The organism is Spirulina subsalsa PCC 9445, assembly GCF_000314005.1.
Taxonomy (GTDB): domain Bacteria; phylum Cyanobacteriota; class Cyanobacteriia; order Cyanobacteriales; family Spirulinaceae; genus Spirulina_A; species Spirulina_A subsalsa.
This window is the reverse complement of sequence record NZ_JH980292.1, coordinates 1,182,788-1,198,402: the sequence shown is the minus strand read 5'-3', so window position 1 is coordinate 1,198,402 and position 15,615 is coordinate 1,182,788. Positions and strand designations below refer to the sequence as shown.

General features: G+C 47.7%; 16 protein-coding genes. 6 read left to right on the top strand and 10 right to left on the bottom strand.

Annotated features, from left to right (window positions below):
- The first annotated feature begins 52 nt into the window (after positions 1–52).
- Both SPI9445_RS0105690 and SPI9445_RS24490 read left to right on the top strand, forming a co-directional pair.
- Positions 53–253 (top strand): hypothetical protein, encoded by a 201-nt coding sequence (locus tag SPI9445_RS0105690; protein WP_017303769.1) that lies wholly within the window; start codon positions 53–55, stop codon positions 251–253.
- A gap of 133 nt (positions 254–386) precedes the next feature.
- Positions 387–1,286 (top strand): polysaccharide deacetylase family protein, encoded by a 900-nt coding sequence (locus tag SPI9445_RS24490; RefSeq protein WP_017303768.1) that lies wholly within the window; start codon positions 387–389, stop codon positions 1,284–1,286.
- Here the strand turns inward: SPI9445_RS24490 and speB are convergent.
- From speB to SPI9445_RS0105670, 3 genes are all read right to left on the bottom strand, one after another.
- A complete protein-coding gene (gene speB / locus SPI9445_RS0105680; protein WP_017303767.1) occupies positions 1,235–2,185 on the bottom strand; it encodes an agmatinase in 951 nt (316 codons plus the stop codon). The genes SPI9445_RS24490 and speB overlap by 52 nt on opposite strands.
- 93 nt (positions 2,186–2,278) lie before the next feature.
- Positions 2,279–3,595 carry a recombinase family protein gene (locus SPI9445_RS0105675; protein ID WP_033374238.1) on the bottom strand — a complete coding sequence of 439 codons (1,317 nt, stop codon included), beginning with the start codon at positions 3,593–3,595 and terminating at the stop codon, positions 2,279–2,281.
- 9 nt (positions 3,596–3,604) lie between these two features.
- Positions 3,605–3,970 carry a VOC family protein gene (locus tag SPI9445_RS0105670; protein WP_017303765.1) on the bottom strand — a complete coding sequence of 122 codons (366 nt, stop codon included), beginning with the start codon at positions 3,968–3,970 and terminating at the stop codon, positions 3,605–3,607.
- Positions 3,971–4,309: 339 nt separating this feature from the next.
- Between SPI9445_RS0105670 and SPI9445_RS0105665 the strand changes: the two genes are divergently transcribed.
- Positions 4,310–4,552 carry a hypothetical protein gene (locus SPI9445_RS0105665; protein WP_017303764.1) on the top strand — a complete coding sequence of 81 codons (243 nt, stop codon included), beginning with the start codon at positions 4,310–4,312 and terminating at the stop codon, positions 4,550–4,552.
- A gap of 109 nt (positions 4,553–4,661) precedes the next feature.
- Here the strand turns inward: SPI9445_RS0105665 and SPI9445_RS0105660 are convergent, their stop codons facing one another.
- Both SPI9445_RS0105660 and dxr read right to left on the bottom strand, forming a co-directional pair.
- Entirely contained in the window at positions 4,662–4,880 is a 219-nt protein-coding gene (locus SPI9445_RS0105660; protein WP_017303763.1) for a hypothetical protein, read from the bottom strand.
- 230 nt (positions 4,881–5,110) lie between these two features.
- Entirely contained in the window at positions 5,111–6,301 is a 1,191-nt protein-coding gene (dxr, locus tag SPI9445_RS0105655; RefSeq protein WP_017303762.1) for a 1-deoxy-D-xylulose-5-phosphate reductoisomerase, read from the bottom strand.
- Positions 6,302–6,429: 128 nt separating this feature from the next.
- On the opposite strand from dxr, the gene sfsA reads away from it, so the two are divergent.
- Positions 6,430–7,188, top strand: a complete 759-nt coding sequence (sfsA, locus tag SPI9445_RS0105650; RefSeq protein WP_017303761.1) for a DNA/RNA nuclease SfsA — start codon at positions 6,430–6,432, stop codon at positions 7,186–7,188.
- A gap of 203 nt (positions 7,189–7,391) precedes the next feature.
- On the opposite strand, the gene SPI9445_RS0105645 is transcribed toward sfsA, so the two are convergent.
- Together SPI9445_RS0105645 and SPI9445_RS0105640 are read right to left on the bottom strand one after the other, a co-directional pair.
- On the bottom strand, positions 7,392–8,750 hold the full coding sequence (locus SPI9445_RS0105645; RefSeq protein ID WP_017303760.1) for a TrpB-like pyridoxal phosphate-dependent enzyme: 1,359 nt from the start codon (positions 8,748–8,750) through the stop codon (positions 7,392–7,394).
- Between the two features lie 25 nt (positions 8,751–8,775).
- The gene (locus tag SPI9445_RS0105640; RefSeq protein WP_017303759.1) at positions 8,776–9,711 is read right to left on the bottom strand and encodes a hypothetical protein; all 936 of its coding nucleotides are present in this window, start codon (positions 9,709–9,711) and stop codon (positions 8,776–8,778) included.
- Positions 9,712–9,939: 228 nt separating this feature from the next.
- Here SPI9445_RS0105640 and ndhM point away from each other — a divergent pair, with 228 nt between their 5' ends.
- Positions 9,940–10,293 carry an NAD(P)H-quinone oxidoreductase subunit M gene (gene ndhM, locus SPI9445_RS0105635; protein ID WP_017303758.1) on the top strand — a complete coding sequence of 118 codons (354 nt, stop codon included), beginning with the start codon at positions 9,940–9,942 and terminating at the stop codon, positions 10,291–10,293.
- 324 nt (positions 10,294–10,617) lie between these two features.
- Positions 10,618–11,052: a DUF29 domain-containing protein gene (locus SPI9445_RS0105630; RefSeq protein WP_017303757.1), complete on the top strand. Its 435-nt coding sequence runs from the start codon at positions 10,618–10,620 to the stop codon at positions 11,050–11,052.
- A 186-nt stretch (positions 11,053–11,238) separates the two neighbouring features.
- Here SPI9445_RS0105630 and SPI9445_RS0105625 read toward each other — a convergent pair whose 3' ends face one another.
- The 3 genes from SPI9445_RS0105625 to SPI9445_RS0105615 all read right to left on the bottom strand — a co-directional run bounded on the left by SPI9445_RS0105625 (position 11,239) and on the right by SPI9445_RS0105615 (position 15,415).
- Positions 11,239–12,132, bottom strand: a complete 894-nt coding sequence (locus tag SPI9445_RS0105625) for a hypothetical protein (RefSeq protein ID WP_017303756.1) — start codon at positions 12,130–12,132, stop codon at positions 11,239–11,241.
- A 235-nt stretch (positions 12,133–12,367) separates the two neighbouring features.
- Entirely contained in the window at positions 12,368–14,650 is a 2,283-nt protein-coding gene (locus SPI9445_RS0105620; RefSeq protein ID WP_017303755.1) for a hypothetical protein, read from the bottom strand.
- A gap of 189 nt (positions 14,651–14,839) precedes the next feature.
- Positions 14,840–15,415, bottom strand: a complete 576-nt coding sequence (locus SPI9445_RS0105615; RefSeq protein ID WP_017303754.1) for a DUF4126 domain-containing protein — start codon at positions 15,413–15,415, stop codon at positions 14,840–14,842.
- Between the last annotated feature and the right edge of the window lie 200 nt (positions 15,416–15,615).

Here is a 15,615-nt window from a genome sequence, read left to right as displayed (position 1 = left end):
CAGGGATTGATAACCCCCCCATACCTTTCTCCAACTCAGGGAGCATTCTACAATGAGCGAATTTTCCGACTCCGACGAGGCCGTTTTTGCCCAATGGCGGCAAAAAATCCAGATGGCCAACCGCAACAATATATTTTGTCATTGTCGTGATTGTGGGGAGGAATGGGTTGATTCTAGTCCAAATGTGTCCTGTCCAGCTTGTCAAAGCCAGAAGTTAGAATATATCGCCTGTTGGCAATTTCCTGATGGTTAACTCTTCAGTCAGTGTTCCCTAGATTAAAGCCCTATTCAGCAAACCCTAACTAGGGCAGAGGATTTGACCAAAAAGAGTGAGTGAGCCATCCCTTTTATTTTCCGTACTATCTTGGAGGCACAAGCGAAAGTTTATGAAAAGCTACGGGACACGACGCAGCAGATGGTCAGACCCCTATCGCATTAAACGAAAAAGAACCTCTGTCTTGTCTGCTAAAAATCTCTTGGGTCTGGGTTTAGGACTAGGTATTTTAGCTTTAGGGGTTACTGTTTTTTCTCATCTAAATTCTACAACTTTTCGACCCTTTAAATCGGGGAATATTCTTCCAATTAGAGAAGGGTTAACTTCTGTTTTTGGTCAGTGGAATGATGCGGATAATTGGTTTATTTTTAGCATCCCTAGCGGTTTTCAAGGTCAAGTGATTTTCGGAAATAATTGGACAAAATCTGACAAGGTAATTGCTCTAACCTTTGATGATGGACCTTGGGGAAGTCAAACCGAGGAAATTTTGAATATCTTGGAACAGAATAACATTAAAGCGACCTTTTTCTGGATAGGACAAGCCTTGCAAATGTATCCAGAAACAGCGAAAAAAGTAGTTGCGGCAGGTCATGCGATTGGCAATCATACCATCAATCATCGTTATCATCGAATGACTTCAACTGAGGCCGCCCAGGAAGTAGACGGCACCGCGAAAATGATTTATGACATTACGGGGATGAAAACAATGCTTTTTCGTCCTCCGGGGGGTGTGTTAAATAACGGTGTGGCTGATTATGCAAAAAAACAGGGCTATGGGATTGTGATGTGGTCGCAAATTGCCCCCGATAGTAACCCTCAACCTCCGGCGGAAGTGATAGCAGAAACGGTTCTTAATGATGCTACTCCGGGGGGGATTGTGTTGTTACATGATGGGGGAGGAGATCATCGGACAACGGTGGCGGCTTTGCCTAAAATTATTGAGGGTTTGCGTCAACAAGGTTATGAGTTTGTTACAGTTCCCCAATTGTTGGAATTACAAGGACAAGAATAACTAGAATGGCTATAATAACCGATTAATTTATGCACTAATTTGGCGGCGGTGAACTCAGAAACGACGGATTCTGTAAGGGGAGCTAATTCCATTACATCACAGCCAATCACCTCATGGGTTAAAAATACTTGGCGTAAAAAGGCGGTGAGTTGATACCAGTCGAGGCCGCCGGGTTGGGGGGTACCAACACCGGGCATAAAAGCGGGATCCATGCCGTCGAGGTCTATGGTGATAAAGACGCGAGGGGTTTTAATTTGTGCGATCGCCTTTTCAATCCAATCCCCCGGCGACTGAACAATCTCATGGGCCCAAATCACGGGGATTTCTTTCTCAGCAATTAAGTCTGCTTCCTCTCGGCAAATACTGCGAATGGCTACGGGTAAGGTGGGTAAACCCATTTCTAACACTCGCCGCATGACGCAAGCATGATTATAAATGGACCCGTGATAGCTGTCCCGCATATCCCCGTGAGCATCAATCTGAACGACTGTAAAGGGTTCACTTAAAACCTGTTGATAACCTGCCACTACACCCGCCGTAATGCCATGTTCTCCCCCCAAGGTAATCACAAATTTCCCATCGGCAAATAGATGAGAAATCTTAGCTTTTACCTGTTCCACCATCAACTCTGGGGTTAACTGATGATTGGGTTGTTGGGTGTCGGCGATCGCATCATGGACAAAAACCCCCGTCTCAAAAACGACCTCTTTTCCCAACTCCACATCATAAAACTCCAGTTGATCGGTGGCCTCTAAAATCGCTGCTGGCCCGGTTTCGCAGCCTTTGCGGTAGGTTGTCGTTAACTCATACGGCACAGGTAACAATACCACCTTCGCCTGTTCGTAAGGGGCTTGACTTTCTTCGCCAATGAAGGGAATGGAATACTCAGAAATTTGCATAGTTGTCACAAACCTACCCTGTAACCGAGGTGAATTCTCTCATTTTCTCATTTCTGAGCCTCCTTGAAGTTCACAAGCCAAAACAGACCAAAACTAGGGAATTCGACGGAAAATAAACACTAATTCCACGTCCCACTCCCCATTTTCTCCCCGCACTAACTCAATCTGCTCCAAGAACTCCCGGAAATAAAAACGACGTTCGGCCTCGGATAAATCTAGCCAAAATTGGGGCAAGGAGACAGTCTGGGCAATATTTTGTAGGTTTTCCGGGGGGAGTTGGGCTAATTGGGCTTGCCGTTGGGCGATTTCGTTCCGTAACTGATACCGCCGTAAATTCGCCGTATCTTGATCTAAAATCCCCGTCGCTTCGAGTTGGGGGAGTTGGGCTAATATCTCCTCTTTGCGGGCAATTTCCCCTTGAATGGCCGCTTTTGGGCTGGGGGGGGCTGTGCTTCGGGTGGCGGCGATGGCGGCGGGAAGGTCTTGACAAATGCGCTGAATTGTGCAGTTAAGAACTTCCCCATAGGGCAGGGCTTTACATTTAGGGTGCCAGGAACAATGGAGGGGGCGTAAATAGAGATACTCCGAGGATTTACCCCGACGGGTAACGCGGGTGATGGTGGTGGGGGATTGGCAGTGGGAACAGAAGACTAAACCCGCTAGGGAACGGGGGGCGCTGGCACTGCGGGGGGCTAAGGGGCGGTTGCGACGCAATAAACGGTCAATCTGGGCGGCTTCTTCGGGGGAAATGAGGGGGGTGTGGGTTTGGGGGATAATGTCGCCGTTACGGTAGGCGGTATCTCCCCGATAGATGGGATGGGTTAACCAGCGTCGTCCGGTGGAAACGGCAATTTTTTTGCCGTATTTTTTCTCAAGATAACGCACGGCACCGCGGAGGGACCCAAAGAGCAGAAAGCGCTCAAAAAAGTCTTTGACGACGGGGGCGGTGCTGCGGTCTAAAATATAGCGGTCTTTGCCCCGACGGTAGCCATAGGGGGCTTTCCCAGGTGGGGGCAGGGCTTGAAGACGGTTGCGGGCGTGACCTTGCCGTAGGCGACGACTCCGTTGTTCTCGTTGCAGGTGGGCTAACAGTTGCAGTAGGGCGGCTTTGGGGGGAGGGGAGGCGGTGGTGTAAACGTCTTCTGTGGCAATGATTTCCACCCCGTAGCTTTCTAAAAGGGCGATCGCACGACCCACACTTTCTAAGTCCTCCCCCAATTCCCCTAAGCGCCGCACTAGGAGATAATTGGGCGGACTCTTGGCACTCTCCTGTAATAACTGCTCTAATTCTGGCCGAGACTCCCCCATCCCCACATCCTGATAAACCTGATCCACTTCCAGCCCCCAAATTCCCTCCTCTGGGGGCGTTTCTAACAACAGGTTGCTATAGAGATAGGCCACAATTCTCATCGCCATCTTTCAAACACTTTGACTCACTTCAACCACATTCCCATCTGGGTCACGGACAAACAGCGCAGCCCGTCCCGAGGCGCTTTTCTGGTAAACATACCCTTGAGCCTCTAAACGCTTCACCAAGGCCTCTAAATCATCCACGGAGAAGGCAATATGACTATTGCGCCCCCATTTTTCCTCCTCCTGTAACGAGGCCTGAAACCCCGGACTGACAATCAAATGAATTTGATACCCACCTACCTGATACCAAATCCCCGGAAACTTGAGCGCCCGATCCACTGGCACAAGACCGAGAATTCCCTGATAAAATTTTTGGGCTTGTTCCAAATTAGAAACTAATATCGCCGTGTGTAAACAGTCTAAAATCTTCATCACCCCATTCCTTGGCCATCTTAATCTAAACCGTCTCGCTCCCCCCTCTCCTGATGACTTGGGGAGATATTTCAATAGTAGCAAAAGCAGTGATTTAGGTCACAGGTCACTCTGACAATAATCACAATATATTCAGCCCCATATCACAAGTTATTTCTTAAGCTTAAGAAATAATATACATAAGATAAAAAGTTTTTAAGCCGTGCTAGCTGATCAAGACTTAAGATCAGGCTTTAATTTCCGGTTTGAGTTAAAGCACTACAGGCTCTAAACCTTGCTGTTTAGGGGTTTCAGGTTTAAAAAGGCAAAACTTTATTATAACATCGGAGGGGAACTGTAATGACAAAAGTAAACAGTGACTTTCCCCTGCTCCTACCCGGTGCTTTTTCAGACTTGTACGCTCAAGTTAGCGAATCTGGAAAACTTACTTTAGCTGACCGTTATGGTTTAATGGCAGCACTTTTAGGGAACTCGTTAGGTCAGGATGAACGATTATATATTGATCGTTTACTGCGGGGTATTCGTTTAGGTCACATCCAAATTGTTGATGAAATCTCAACTATTTCTTGCGCGAGTTCGTAGTTCAAGGAGAGAGGGAAATCAGACTCACCATAATATCCTGAAGTTCAAAACCAAGGTAACATTAGATATTCAAAGTCCGCTTTGGCGGACTTTATTTTGTTGTGAGAGATTATTCAGGATTAAACAAAGATTGGAGGATTTGCGGCAGTTCCGTAATCTGTCGCCAGAGTTCTTGGGGGTTAATGCCGAAGAAAAATTGTAACAATAACACAACTAGGGCAATCACTAGGGCGGTTTTCACACTAGCTTTTAAGACCTTGACTAACCAAGTGAAAATTAGCCAGGTGATGAGTAAGGCAGCAATCAGGACAATTAAATCAGTGGGCATGGGAGGGCAGCTTAAAGGGCAATTGATAATTGATAATTAGGGCTTGCTGAATAACTCTACTCTGGGTGGAAAACAGGGAACGGGGAACAGGAAGGGGAATCGGAAAAAGGCAAGCCTTTTTGATGATTTATCCCTAAAACTTTACAGTTTCTCGCTCTTAAAACGGCTAAAAGTCCTAGTAACACTGCTTAGAGGGATATTCAGCAGACCCTAATTAGGGCTTGGGAGTGTCAACCGACAGAGACTAAAGGATTTTCTAAAGTTTTCATGATTTCTAAGGCTTCTTGCCTTGCCCAACGATCGGCTTCTAGAATGTCTTCTAGAGTGGGTTGGAGGGTGTTGTGAGCGGAAAAGCGATCGCACACTTGTTCAATTAAGCGAGGAATCTCCAAAAAGCGGATTTTTTCCTCTAAAAATAAGGCCACAACTTGTTCATTCGCCGCATTGAGAACCGCAGGCATAGCCCCCCCAATCCGTCCCGCTTCGTAGGCTAAACCCATACAGGGGTACTTATGATGATCCGGTTCCCGGAAGGTGAGGCTGCCAATTTTCACTAAATCTAAGGTTTCCCAATGGGTGTGAATCCGTTCAGGGTAGGAGAGGGCATATAACAGAGGTAAACGCATATCCGCCCAACCCAATTGGGCTAACACCGAGGTATCTTGGACTTCAATGAGGGAGTGAATAATACTTTGAGGGTGAATGACAATTTGAATGTCGTCGTAATTGACCCCAAAAAGATAATGAGCCTCAATCACCTCTAAGCCCTTATTCATTAAGGTCGCTGAATCAATGGTAATTTTCCGCCCCATCGACCAGTTCGGATGTTTCAGGGCATCGGCCACCGTGACCTGGGCTAACTGTTCCACAGGCAGATCCCGGAAAGCCCCCCCAGAAGCCGTTAAAATGATTTTGCGCAGACCCCCTTCAGGAACTCCTTGTAAACATTGGAAAATGGCAGAATGTTCCGAATCTGCCGGGAGGAGTTTGATTTGATGTTTTTCCACAAGGGGTAACACCACTGGCCCTCCCGCAATCAGGGTTTCTTTGTTGGCCAGGGCGATATCTTTTCCGGCTTCAATGGCCGCTAGGGTGGGTAAGAGTCCCGCACAGCCTACAATCCCGGTGACGACACTTTCCGCGTCCCCATAGCGAGCCACTTCCACCACGCCCTCCTGTCCTGATAAAACAATAGGGGTATAATCGAGAGTGGCGATCGCCTCTTGTAACTCCTCTAACTTCGACTCCTCTTGAATCGCCACAATTTCCGGGCGATATTGACGCACTTGTTCGGCTAATAATTCCACATTGCGACCCGCCGCCAATCCTACCACGCGGAATTGTTCGGGGTATTGCTGGACAATATCCAGCGTTTGGGTTCCAATAGATCCCGTTGAACCAAGAATTGTTATAGCTTTCACTGATTTTTATAACCTTTAGTCAAGAGAATTTAATAATTACTTTAGATTATTCAGGTCGATTCTGTCAGGTTTTCGGGCAACCGAAGGGGGTAGAATGCACAAGAATTAAACCCGAACTTTTAGCCTTCATGTCCTCCCCCCTGATTTATACCTATCCCCCCTTAGAAGCGGGAATTTTAGTCCGACGCTACAAACGTTTTTTTGCCGAGATTGAACTCACCTCTGGGGAAGTGATTACCGCCCACTGTCCCAACACCGGGCCGATGACAGATGTTTGTACCGTCGGGAGTCCTGTGCAAGTATCCCGCAGTAATAACCCTAAACGGAAGCTGGCCTATACCTGGGAAATGATTCAAGTGCCGCATCCGGAGCCGACGTGGGTGGGGGTGAATACAGGCTTACCGAATCGGGTCATGCGATCGCTCCTTGAACAAAAACAACTCCCCGAACTCGCCCCCCGTTATGATACAGTCCAGCGAGAAGTTGTTTATGGCACCCAAGGCAAAAGTCGGGTTGATTTTCTCCTCACTTCCAGCACCCATCACCCCCCCCTTTATTTAGAAGTGAAAAACGTCACTTGGACTCAGGGCAAAATTGCCGTTTTTCCCGATACTGTCACCACTAGAGGACAAAAACACCTCGGGGATTTAATGGGGGTGTTAGGGGAAGCTAAGGCCGCGATTGTGTATTTTATTAATCGGGGAGACTGTGAACAATTTGCCCCCGGTGATAGCACCGATCCCAAGTATGGGGAGTTACTGCGTCAGGCTTATCATCAAGGGGTGGAAGTCTATCCCTATCGTTTTAAGGTGACTCCCCAAGGGCTTTATTTATTGGGTTTAGCAGAGTTTTTACTCAGCAAGCCCTCTAGAGAGCTTACTGAGTAACTGGGCTAGGGAACGGGGAGCAGGGGAGAGGTAATAGGTAATACTAATCAACTCCCGACTCCCGATTAACTTTTGAACGGAAACAGCCTGTCAAGTCGGTCTGTCGGGGGTCTATGACCTAGATAAGTGGCGTGGGGCAGGAATACTCAAGAGCGATCTTGGGAAGCCCGCGCTGTACCCGTTGGGTCAGCGTCGGGAGGATGTCACTTAATACTGGGTAATCCGGCGAGAGCCATTGCTACTTCTTCGGGGCTATATTCGCTGGTTTGTAATTTTCCGGCTTGATAGTCGATGTAGGCTTGCATATCGAAGTGACCATGACCACAGAGGTTAAATAGGATGGTTTTGGAGACTCCTTCTGCTTTACAGCGCAGGGCTTGGGCGATCGCACCTTGAACAGCATGGTTGGCTTCCGGGGCGGGTAGAATACCCTCGGCTTTAGCAAAGGTGAGTCCGGCGGCGAAACAGTCGAGTTGGTCGTAGGCGATGGGTTTCACATAGTTGAGGTTGACTAAATGACTGACCAGGGGACCCATGCCGTGATAACGGAGGCCGCCTGCATGAATGCCGGGGGGGACAAAACTATGGCCGAGGGTGTGCATTTTGATCAGGGGGGTCATTTGGGCGGTGTCGCCGAAGTCGTAGGCGTATTTCCCTTGAGTCAGGGTGGGACAGGAGATGGGTTCAACGGCGATAAATTCAATGGTTTTGTCGCCAGACAGGCTGTGCTGCATGAAGGGGAAAGCGATGCCTGCAAAGTTACTCCCGCCTCCGGTACAGCCTACGATGATGTCGGGGTAGTCTTGGGCGAGGTCAAATTGTGCGATCGCCTCTAACCCGATTACCGTTTGATGGAGCAAGACATGATTCAACACACTGCCTAGGGTGTATTTCGTATCTTCCGCTTGAGCCGCCACTTCCACCGCTTCACTAATGGCAATCCCTAAACTCCCGCTACTGTCCGGGGATTGGGCTAAAATCTGCCGTCCGGCTGCCGTTTCGGTGCTGGGCGAAGCCACGACCCGCGCATTATAGGCCTCCATTAAAGCCCGACGGTAGGGCTTTTGTTGATAACTCACCTTGACCATATAGACCAAGATTTCTAAGTTAAACATCACCCCAGCAATGGCCAAAGAAGATCCCCATTGACCCGCCCCCGTTTCCGTCGTTAGCCGTTTAATCCCCTGTTGGGCGTTGTAATAGGCTTGAGGAAAGGCCGTATTCGGTTTATGACTCCCCGCCGGAGAGAGTCCCTCGTATTTGTAGTAAATCTTAGCCGGAGTATCAAGGGCTTTTTCCAAGCGTCGCGCCCGGTAGAGGGGAGTGGGTCGCCACTGACGGTAAATGTCCCGCACAGCTTCAGGAATGGGAATCCAGCGCTCGGTACTAAATTCCTGTTCTAGGAGCGCATCGGCAAAGATCGGACGCATATCCTCAAAGGTGACAGGCTCTTGGGTGCCGGGGTGTAAGACGGGGGGGAGAGGCTGAGGAAGGTCGGCCTGAATGTTATACCAAGCGGTGGGGAGTTGGTTCTCATTCAGGAGATATTTAACGCTGTCCATATGATGATCCTAGAGTTGGGTTGAACTATTGTCGCGCTTTAGCCTGTCGTTGCGCCACCTGACTATTTTGTTGATAGGTGGTGATCCGACTTTGCGCCATATTATAGCGAGGATCATCGGCCGGAACCGATTCCATTAATTTAGAGGCTCGTTCCCATTGTTCCGCCAAAACTAACCACTCGGCGGCTGTGCTGGCCGTTTGTCCTTGGGTGGAGACTTGTTCGGCTAAACGCACGGCCTCGGCAAAAGGATCTTCACTGGGACTAGCGACGGGGGAACCGTTGGCCGGGGGAACTAATACGGTGGTAGGTTGGGGGGAGGCTCCAGAGTTTGGGGACTCCACGACGGGGGGATTGGGGGCAGAATTGGAGGGAGGGGAAGGGGGTACAAGGGTTTGCTGGACAAAGCGGAGGGGATTACTCAGGCTGAGTTGCGATCGCCCTTGATTGTAGAGCAGTCCAGCCCCAAAACTTGCCCCACACAACACCATAACGCTCACCAGACCGCGCCAATGTCCTGACTTCTGTTTCCCCGGTTTTTGGTCCGAGAAACTGGGAAACTCAATCCCTTTCGGTTCGGGGATCGGCTTTTTCCCTTGACCAGCCAACCGTTGAAAAACATTGGGTTTGTGCAGCACAATGGTTTCTGACCATAACAATTGCTGCTCTGGATTGCGGTGAACTTCCTGTAACCAGACTAACTGTTGTTCTTGAGCAATCCGACTACAAATATGAACCCGCCGCAACCGTTGGGGGTCAATATCTTCGAGAATCTCACGCACTCGCGGGACTAACTCTGCCTGCTCTAATTCTCCTTGGGTTGCCGCTTCACATAACACCTGTAAAACACCATTTTCTAAAACGGCACGAGTCCGAACTCCTTGATCGGCCAATTGCTCATTCAGGATTTGAATGATGGCGGCCATACTTCCTTGTCGTGCTTGTTTTGCGATCTCATTCATCGGCGCTCACTAACACTCCATCCACATTGATCCCCGACTGTACTCTACACTTTACCAAGAATTGTGAATAATCTTATCGTTTTATGTCGGTTGACAGACTAGACCCCAAATTTTCGACCAACCGCTATTTTATACTTCTCTCTTCCTCTTGCCCGATCCCGATAAGCTTTACCGTCGTTTACAATAGTGATGGACTGATAGGGAATACCCCGGAGGAGAGTAGAATCAATGCTTTTAAAGTCAACCACCCGCCACATTCGCCTTTATACGGCTGAGATCCGAGGCAGTGAATTTGTGGAAAGTGACAAGGTGTTGACACTGGATGTTGACCCAGATAATGAGTTCAACTGGAGTGAAGATGCCCTTCAGGGGGTCTATCGCAAGTTTGACGAGTTGGTTGAGTCTTTTAGTGGTCAAGCCTTAACGGAATATAATTTGCGTCGGATTGGTTCAGATTTAGAGCATTTTATTCGAGGTCTTCTACAATCCGGTGTGATTAGTTATAACTTACAGGGTCGTGTTGTCAATTACAGCATGGGACTGCCTAGGGTAGAGAGTCCTGAGAGTGAGGGGAAATGGTAGCTTAACTGGGGCTTGCTGAATAAGGGAACGGGGAACGGGGAACGGGGAACAGGGTAATAGGGAATAATTAGGGCTTGCTGAATAAGTCCGAGAGTTGGGGAATCGGGAGTCGGGAGTCGGGAGTCGGGAGTCGGGAATAGGCAATCGTGCCAGTTTTAGATGATCTGTTCCCTGTTAAGAGTTCCCTGTTCCCTTGTTGAGCCTAGCATAGGCGTGTTATTCAGCAGACCCTAATTATCAACTCACCTGCTCCCTCTCTCCCCCTCTCCCCTATTCCCTCAAAGTGATCAGTTTTGCTAATCACCATAAAGTCAGGAGGGTCGTATGGCCGATTCACTCTATCAAAATGACTTTGTTTTATGGACAGAGCAACAAGCACAATCCCTTGAAAAGAGAGATTTGGCTGCTATTGATTGGGAGCATCTCCTAGAGGAGATATTAGCTTTGGGCAGGAGTGAGAAATACGAATTACAAAACCGTTTAGAAGTCCTCCTAGAACATTTATTAAAACGCTGTTATGTGAACAATATTTATGATAATCGAGGTTGGGAATTAACGGTTAAAGAACAACGGAAACAGATTAAACGTTTATTAAAAGCGTCTCCTAGTTTGAAAAACTATTTGAGCCAAATTTTTGGGGAAACTTGGGAAGATGCTTTATCGGATATTCAAGACCTTTATCCCAGTCTTGATTTTCCCCAAGATTGCCCTTTTCCTGATGATTTGGAGTCATTGTTAAGCGGTGTGTTTTGGCGTTGAAATCTAGGAATTTTCTATAGTTTCTTTCCTTGTTTTAGAGAACGGGGAACAGGGGAGATGGGGAGTTGATACTTATCACCTATCACCTATTACCTATTCCCTATTCCCGACTCTCGGAGTTATTCAGCAAGCCCTAGGTGGGGGTAATTCATGAAGGATTCCTACCCGCACCTATTGCAACTTATGCTAGAAACTATTGTGGGCTAGGCTGAGGAGAATTCCACTCTTTTCTTTACCCAATAAAAAACCCATTCGCCGCCAGCGTTCTTGATGGTAGTGGGGGAGGTTTAATTCAGCCTGAAGTTGTTGTTTTTGCCGGGGTGTCAGGTAGCCTGTCATTTGTTCGGCGATCGCCAAAACGGGATGAGGGGTCCATTCCATTAAGGCTAACAGATCGGTCATGATGGCGGTCAGGCGGGGTAAGTCCTTGTATGGCTCTCCCTGTTGTTTATAGCGTGTTATCCCAGTGATGTGATAAAAGGACTCTTGGGGAAGAAATCCGGTTAAAATTTGCGCGAATTGGTGATGACAACACTCCCGGATTAATTGCTGATAGTAGGTGACAGTCCAGCCTTTTAAAAATACTTGGATGACAAATAATAACAGGGGTTGCTCTTCTTGTCGGATGGTATTTTGCAGGAGACGAAACCAGAGATATTCCATTCCCAGATGTTCGGGAGGGTGAAAAAATTTCCGGAGTTGGGTGAGGTGGTAGGTTTCATCGGCACAAAATAGGGTATATTGCACTTGCTCTTCACTGGTGGGGGAGAGTCGCGCCATTTTCCCCATATATTCCCGGCCGATTTGTTTGAGACAATAAATTTCTGTGAGCAAATGTTGACTTAATGCTTGACGGATGAGCCATTTTTCCCGAGGGGTGGCCTGTTGAAAAAAGGTGGTTTTGTGTAGCTGGTGGGAGGTGGCATCCCAAAAGGGTAGGGTGCGATTTTCGGGGAGAGGGTGCGATCGCCATTCTCTTAAATCCTCTCGCTCTAGGGATGGGGGTACAATGGGTAATACATCTTGTGGCAGGGGATACCCTTCCCCCTGTTGGAGTAACGTCAGTTCGGCCGTTTTCATCTTTTTTACTTACCTCACACCAAAAACAATACAGCACCATCAGAACTTAATCCGGGAAAGGGTTAACGCTGCGTCTTTCCCCTGTGCTGTGTCTATCCGTCGTGATCTCTGAGTCGATCCGATACTACTCAGGAATCTCTCCCGCTAGAGTGGCTATTGTGCCACTTTGCCAAGTGACGTTTTGGGTTCATTTTAGTTCATTCAAAGCAGTAGGAATAGGCAAGGGGAGGAATGCCTAGAATTCCTCGCTCTGTTCCTCCTCCTGCTCTTCCGGGATTTCTTCTCCTGATGTCACTAACAAAACGGGGGGAATTTCTTCCTCGTCTTCGTTCAACTCCTCTAAATCCTCTTCTGGGGCTAGGGTGGGACTGTCTTGGGGGGCTGGCAGGATCTGCACACGGGCGAATTTTAAGCCTGTCAGGCCGGGGAGTGCCTCAACGGTGCCGGACTCGATTTTAGGACTCACCCAGCCTTCTCGCACGAGATAACGCAAATACTGATGATATTCTGACCATTCTCCATCGGTGGCATAGACGAGGGTGAGCATTCCGGGTTGAGTGATGCGGGTGCCGTCTTTGCTATCAAAGCCTTTATCAATGCGCTTTTTCACGATTTCATAACGGGTGTCTCTAGTTCCCATGACATCAAACAGACGTTCGGTGTGTTCGTCGTGGAAAATGTCCACGGTGTCGCCTTGGATAAGGATGAGATGGGATACTTCAAAGTCACTGCCGTAGCGATCGCGCAGTTCAAAACAAACTCGACCACAATCACAGAGGGCCCGTAGTTGCTCATAGCGTAAACTGTGCAGGTGGAAGGGAGAAAACCCTTCATGAATGCTGGATCCCACATATATCATGTGATCAATGCCATCACTCATCTGTAAATCGCAGTAGTGGGGGAAAATGTCCTGCATTCGGCTTTGCCATTTCTCCCAAGTTTCCCGCAGGTGGCGGTTGAGTTGATTGATCTGTTGGTCGTAGCGATCGCGGGAAGTATAAATACAAAGATGTTCATTCCCGCAAGCGTCCAGATACTCCCTCACTTGGCGTTCTGCTTTTTCTCCACACTGGCGGAAATAATCAAAATAAACCTCGATATGTTGGCGTAAATACTGTAAGGCGGTGGTTTCATCTTCGACTTGAATTCCCCCTTGAATCCGTTCAAGATAGGCCAAGAGATCCAGCTTTAATTGCACTAAAAAGGCGATCGCCTTAAACTCCAGCGCCGACTCCACCAACTCCAGCGCCAGCCTAAATTGAGTCACTAAATCCTCTTGAACGGCTCGATTGCGTTCCTGAGAGGATCCCCGAATATCTGACATCCCATAGAGGGGATAAACCTGAGTAAATACAATCGGTTCTGAAGCCATGCCTAAACTGCGGCGTTCGGCTTCTTGACGAAACCGCCATTCTACCGCCGGATGAACACGAGCTAATTTTTCTCCTGTTGCTTGACGTAAAGCCATGCGCAAGGCGGGGATCAATTCTTCGGCATGACAAGCATCAATTTGTTCAAAATTATTAGGCCGTTGACTCCCCATTGCCACCACCCCTAATAATTGTCCCGCTTGGCCTTCTTCCATGTCAGATAACGGTAAACGCAGGGGGATGAGCAACAAGGAACAACATCCCTTATTCAGTAAATATTCCTCTAATACCGTAGGATGATCTTGCTCTAAATTGGGGACATTCCACACCCGATTTCCTTCTGCGGCACGGAGAAAATGGGAGCAGGGGAATTCATCTAAACGGCTGAAATGATAGGTGTCGAGTTGCTTCCGATTACAGATCAAAAACTGCACTTGTCCCTGTTGTAGACTCAAAATCGCTAAGGTTTCCGCATGGAAGAGCGATCGCATTTGATCCCCAAAGTCACAAAACGCCTCCTGTTCAAACATCGACTCACAGGAGATCAAAAGATCCATTAACCGCTTAATCGTTTCCTGACTCGTAATCTCGAACCCTTCCCAGAGCAATTGGCCCCGCACCCGATAATTAGACCATTGAATCCGTTCTTCTAACAACTGAGACGGCAAAGAAACCTGATTTTCCCAGTCCATTTCCCCAAACTCATCCAACTCTGGATCAATTCGTTCCACCCGTAAGTGTTCCGAACGTAACCAAAACTGAATATAATGTTTTTCCTCCGTCACCTCATTGTAAAACGTCACCACATGAGGTTCATCGGACAACCGCCATTGTGGGGGTTCAATGCCATAAATATCCCGCAAAATTAACGGGAAAATGTGGCGACGGTATAACGCTTGTTGAGTTTCTACCTCAAAATCCGCAAACAAATCAAACAGGCAAAAGTCTTGATCCCGAAAATCTCCCCCTTCCTCCGCAATACCACTCCAATAACAAAATTGATCATTGGCGTAAAGAATCTTAAAGTTGTGCGGATCGAGAACCGCTTGTAAAAGCTTGCTTTGTTGTTCAGTCTCAGTTAGCCAATATTCCATAATTGCATCGGGGGACTTCTCTAACTTAGGGAGAAAATGCTGTATACTCGCCATAATAGTTGATTTTCTGCGGTAAAACAATCAAGACACCGACCCAAGGCAGACCCTCGTCTTGTTCCTGCTAGAAATTTTAGACCAAGTTTTAGCTTAAATTTTAAGCTAAATTCTAGCAGAACCGACAGCGAATTCTCAAGAAAAAATGTTATCTACTGAATTTTTCCCAACCCTCTGCTATCGGATGAACTAAGGTAACGGTCGCTCTGCTCCCTGACTGCGATACCAACGATACCAAGTGCTAGAACTCCGCACACACAGCCACAAAAGGAACATCGCAATTAATCCTCCTTGCTGGGGTGCATTCAGGGCAAAAATGACCAAAAAAATGGACAATAAATCCTCTAATAGTGCCACCCACACAGGCAAACCACGCAGACGGAAAAACCAACCCACTTGTACCAACTTCAACACAAAGGCAAATAATCCGCCCAAAATACCAATTAACCATAAGATATCGACTTCTAAGGGGGTTAATTTCATAACAGTTACTGCCATTAATCCCCCGACAATGGGACTAAATCCCAGTTGAACTAGCTGTAATACCCGTTGTCCGAGCAGTTTTTTTGAACCAAATAGTTCAAACAAAGACCAACTGGTTAAGACCCCAAACACAACAGCCGGGTCAATGACCGATAAAATAGGCATATTGTCCCAAAGCTCTTCAGTCCGCAATAAACCAATTAATAGTAAAGGCAGACCAATTCTGAGTCCTGCGGCTGCGGCAGCCGAAAGCGCGGCTAAAACTCCAATAACTATAACCATTGTGCGGATAACCTAATGGAACGGTTAATGCACCCCGATGTTCCGAGAGTCGTTTAAGCATTTGTACTTAGTTTATCTCTAGAAAGCGGTTCAGAAGAAGATGTAACCCACTCGGTTGCTTTTTCCCATTTTCACCTTTTCTTCCGCAAAAGTCCTAGGGGACTGAGAAATTTCCCCGGCTTTGGCAATTGTAAATAAGT

What these genes read in the sequence shown, in the direction of transcription:
- SPI9445_RS0105690 (WP_017303769.1), top strand. Translation starts at nt 53, where the DNA reads ATGAGCGAATTTTCCGACTCCGACGAGGCCGTTTTTGCCCAATGGCGG.
- SPI9445_RS24490 (WP_017303768.1), top strand. Translation starts at nt 387, where the DNA reads ATGAAAAGCTACGGGACACGACGCAGCAGATGGTCAGACCCCTATCGC.
- speB (WP_017303767.1), bottom strand. Translation starts at nt 2,185, where the DNA reads ATGCAAATTTCTGAGTATTCCATTCCCTTCATTGGCGAAGAAAGTCAA.
- SPI9445_RS0105675 (WP_033374238.1), bottom strand. Translation starts at nt 3,595, where the DNA reads ATGAGAATTGTGGCCTATCTCTATAGCAACCTGTTGTTAGAAACGCCC.
- SPI9445_RS0105670 (WP_017303765.1), bottom strand. Translation starts at nt 3,970, where the DNA reads ATGAAGATTTTAGACTGTTTACACACGGCGATATTAGTTTCTAATTTG.
- SPI9445_RS0105665 (WP_017303764.1), top strand. Translation starts at nt 4,310, where the DNA reads ATGACAAAAGTAAACAGTGACTTTCCCCTGCTCCTACCCGGTGCTTTT.
- SPI9445_RS0105660 (WP_017303763.1), bottom strand. Translation starts at nt 4,880, where the DNA reads ATGCCCACTGATTTAATTGTCCTGATTGCTGCCTTACTCATCACCTGG.
- sfsA (WP_017303761.1), top strand. Translation starts at nt 6,430, where the DNA reads ATGTCCTCCCCCCTGATTTATACCTATCCCCCCTTAGAAGCGGGAATT.
- SPI9445_RS0105645 (WP_017303760.1), bottom strand. Translation starts at nt 8,750, where the DNA reads ATGGACAGCGTTAAATATCTCCTGAATGAGAACCAACTCCCCACCGCT.
- SPI9445_RS0105640 (WP_017303759.1), bottom strand. Translation starts at nt 9,711, where the DNA reads ATGAATGAGATCGCAAAACAAGCACGACAAGGAAGTATGGCCGCCATC.
- ndhM (WP_017303758.1), top strand. Translation starts at nt 9,940, where the DNA reads ATGCTTTTAAAGTCAACCACCCGCCACATTCGCCTTTATACGGCTGAG.
- SPI9445_RS0105630 (WP_017303757.1), top strand. Translation starts at nt 10,618, where the DNA reads ATGGCCGATTCACTCTATCAAAATGACTTTGTTTTATGGACAGAGCAA.
- SPI9445_RS0105625 (WP_017303756.1), bottom strand. Translation starts at nt 12,132, where the DNA reads ATGAAAACGGCCGAACTGACGTTACTCCAACAGGGGGAAGGGTATCCC.
- SPI9445_RS0105620 (WP_017303755.1), bottom strand. Translation starts at nt 14,650, where the DNA reads ATGGCGAGTATACAGCATTTTCTCCCTAAGTTAGAGAAGTCCCCCGAT.
- SPI9445_RS0105615 (WP_017303754.1), bottom strand. Translation starts at nt 15,415, where the DNA reads ATGGTTATAGTTATTGGAGTTTTAGCCGCGCTTTCGGCTGCCGCAGCC.